The sequence below is a fragment of the Meiothermus sp. genome, from assembly GCF_025060375.1.
Classification (GTDB): domain Bacteria; phylum Deinococcota; class Deinococci; order Deinococcales; family Thermaceae; genus Meiothermus.
In genome coordinates this window covers 1-3,129 of sequence record NZ_JANXCG010000025.1, presented here as the reverse complement: position 1 = coordinate 3,129, position 3,129 = coordinate 1, and the positions used below count along the sequence as shown (strand labels likewise).

Below are 3,129 nucleotides of genomic sequence, written 5' to 3'. Positions count from 1 at the left end.
CACCCCGCACCTTGAATGAGCCGCTTTTCTGCAAGGACTCGGCCTTCACAAAAAGCCGCACCCCTAGGTCTTCCGAAGCCAGAGGGTCGGGCAACACCGGGGTAGGGGCCACCACCCCCTGGATGAGCCCACGGGCCTGCAGCACGTCTTCCAGACAGACCGCCATGCGGCGATTCTAGAGCATACCTGCCGGGAAGCGGCGGGGAGGGAATCCTAGTTCACCGTGCCGATGCTGCCCTCGAGCTCCACATCCTGAGCCAGTAGTCGGAGTGCCGGTTGTGTTGCACCACAGGGCTATTGCAAAAAAGGGGAAGGAAGGCTTATCTTCGTACTTGAAAAAGCGTTTCGTGTTTTAGAGGGTTTTAGTGAAATACACGGATTACAGGCCGGCAGTGGACAGTCCTCCAAAGGCCTCTTTCCTCGACTGCGCTCTTGAGGCCCTGTCCATATCCGTTGTTTTGTGGCACAGTCTCCTGATCCTGACTAGCTGGTCTAGCCTGCCCGAGCAGTTGCCAAGACACTTTGACCTGACCGGGCAGGTCACCGCACACGGCTCGAGGTGGTTTTTGGTACTTTTTGTGGGGGTCAGTCTTGCCATTTACACGTTTGTCACGGTCCTTGTGTGGACGGGTGCTTTCTGGAAATCAATATTTATCTTTTGGCTGGATCGCGGAGGTGTACGAGCATAATAAGGAGAGGCACTACGCTCTAGCGCGAACCTGTTTGTTGGTTCTGAAACTACAAGCCTGCGCCCTCCTCGCACTCTTCTCATGGTCGTCAATACAGATCGCAATTCACGGGGCGAGCGGGGTGGGTGAGATTCTGCCACTTCTAGGGATCGGTAGCCTTGTTATCACGCTAGGTTCTTTCTACATGCTCGCCAGACGTCTCAATGCGGAGACACGTCCACGTTAGTACGACACGAGGAGAGGGATGAGGTTACAGGAAAAAATCTGGCGTAACCCAGTCGCTTCAACGGCAAATCAGTCCTCGGTACAGACGGCGCAACGTGAGTGCGCTGAGGGCGGCGCGGAACCTCGCTACACGCTGGATCACAGCAGTTGCCTGCCCATGGGACGTAGCCTATTAACTTAACGTGCCTTCGTGTGTTGCTCCATAACCCCACCCCGGCCATCTTCAAGAGAACCCGACGGCGAATGAGATGGCTGGGTGCTGGAACCAGCGCATGTGGGAGGCCAGCAAGCGGGAAGGGCTGTTCACCCACCCCGTCTTCCAGCTTCCCTAGCTTCCCTGGGAACGCCTGGCCCGCTATCTTCTGATCCGAGGGTGCGAGTAGGGGGTTTTGGATGTTCCGGCTGGATGGCCTGAAGGTAGCAGTTCACGGGGGCTGGGGCGAGATTGGCGGCAATCAGATTGTCCTCGAGGCCCCCGAGGGCAGCTTGCTGCTGGACTTTGGCCGCTCCTTCTCCCGCTGGAACCGCCACTTCACCGAGTTCCTGACCCCCCGCAGCGGCCTGGGGCTGCGCGACCTGCTGGCCCTGGGCCTTTTGCCGCCCTACCGGGGGCTCTACCGGGAGGGTGAGGCCGACACCCTTTTCCCTGGCGAGCTGGAAAGAAGCTTTTTGCAGCCCCACCTCGAGGGCGAGAAAGTGCGGGCCCTGCTCCTTTCCCATGCCCACCTCGACCACACCGGCGCGGTGGCCTACTTGCGGGAAAACCTGCCTGTGGTGAGCACGGCCAGCACCGCCGCCATCCTCAAGGCCATGCAGGACACCGCCCAGGTAGGCCTCGAGGCCGAGGCCGCCTACCTGAACCCCCGCCGGCCCAACGGACAGGGCCTGCTCGAGGCCCACCCCAAAAGCCCCTACCAGCGCCGGCCCTATCACCTGCTGGGCGGTGAGCTGAAGGAAATCGCCTCTTTGTCCCCCTCCAAGAGCAAGCCGCTGGAAGGCCACCCCTGGCAAGCGGCCACGGAACCCCTCTCGCTTGGGCCGTTCCGGGTATGGGCCCATCCGGTGGACCACTCGGTGCCGGGGGCAGTGGCCTTTGTTCTGGAGACCCCCGCCGGACGGGTGGTGTACACCGGCGACCTGCGCTTTCACGGCCAGCAGGGGCGGCAGACCAAAGCCCTGGTCGAGACCTTGGAAAAACACGAGACCACGCTCCTGATTGTCGAAGGCACCCGGCTGGGGCGAAGCGGCCAGACCTATTCAGAAGCCCAGGTACAAGCAGCTCTGTGCGAGGCCATCCGCCAGCACCCCTCGGGCCCGATAGCGGTGGACTTCGCCCCCCGGAACTTAGAGCGCCTGCGGGCCTGCCTCGAGGCAGGGCGCGAGGCGGGCCGAACCCTGGTCATCACGCCCAAAGACGCCTACCTGCTTTACAGCCTGGCCGAGGCCGAACCCGCCTGGAAGGGCACGCTCGAGCAGTGCCGGGTGTTGCAGGAGCCCAGAAGCCGCAGCACCCAATGGGAAGAGCACCTGTGGGCACAGGCCCCGGTCAAGGCCGTAGAGATGACGGAGATTGCCCGCCAGCCCGAGGCCTTCGTGCTGGCCTTTGGCTTTTTCGAGGTCAACCGCCTGCTCGACCTGCGGCTTTTGTCGGGGTTCAAAGCCCAGGGCCTCTACATCTTCAGCAACAGCTACTGGGCCGACGACGAGCAGATACTCGACCTGCAAGTGCTGCTGAACTGGCTGAACAGGCTCAACTTCCGGCTGCTGCCAGCGGGTTTGCAGGCGCTGCCCAAAGACCCCAGCACCGTTGACAACCCCTACCACACCTCGGGCCACGCCCCGCAGGAAGACTTGCTCGAGCTGGCCCAGCGCCTGAAGCCCAGATACCTGCTTCCAGTTCACACCGAACAGCCTCAGCTATGGGAAAACTGGTTGCCGGGAACGAAGGTGCTGCTGGAAAAATGAAGCGATCCCAAAGCGCAATTTCCAAAAGGGCCAAGTCTGAACACCCACCACAGTGCTCCGACGGTGCTGGGTATGTCTGTCCTGCGTGCTTGCGGGCCCGGTAGCAACCTTAGGCGCACGAACAACTCCCAAGGACTCCTTGCGGTGGGCAACCTTGAGCTTCGTGGACCGCCCGCGACTACCAAGAGGCCCTGCGCCTGCTGGGTCAAGTACGAGTGGAGCCCCTCATCACCCACCGCTTTCCCCTGAG

Annotated in this window: 2 protein-coding genes; both read left to right on the top strand. The window is 61.6% G+C overall.

Annotated features, from left to right (window positions below):
- The first annotated feature begins 365 nt into the window (after nt 1-365).
- Nucleotides 366-689 carry a DUF1648 domain-containing protein gene (locus NZ849_RS12080; RefSeq protein WP_367182938.1) on the top strand — a complete coding sequence of 108 codons (324 nt, stop codon included), beginning with the start codon at nt 366-368 and terminating at the stop codon, nt 687-689.
- Nucleotides 690-1,307: 618 nt separating this feature from the next.
- Complete coding sequence (locus NZ849_RS03315; RefSeq protein WP_295404156.1) at nt 1,308-2,879, top strand: MBL fold metallo-hydrolase; 1,572 nt, start codon at nt 1,308-1,310, stop codon at nt 2,877-2,879.
- The last annotated feature ends 250 nt before the right edge of the window (nt 2,880-3,129 follow it).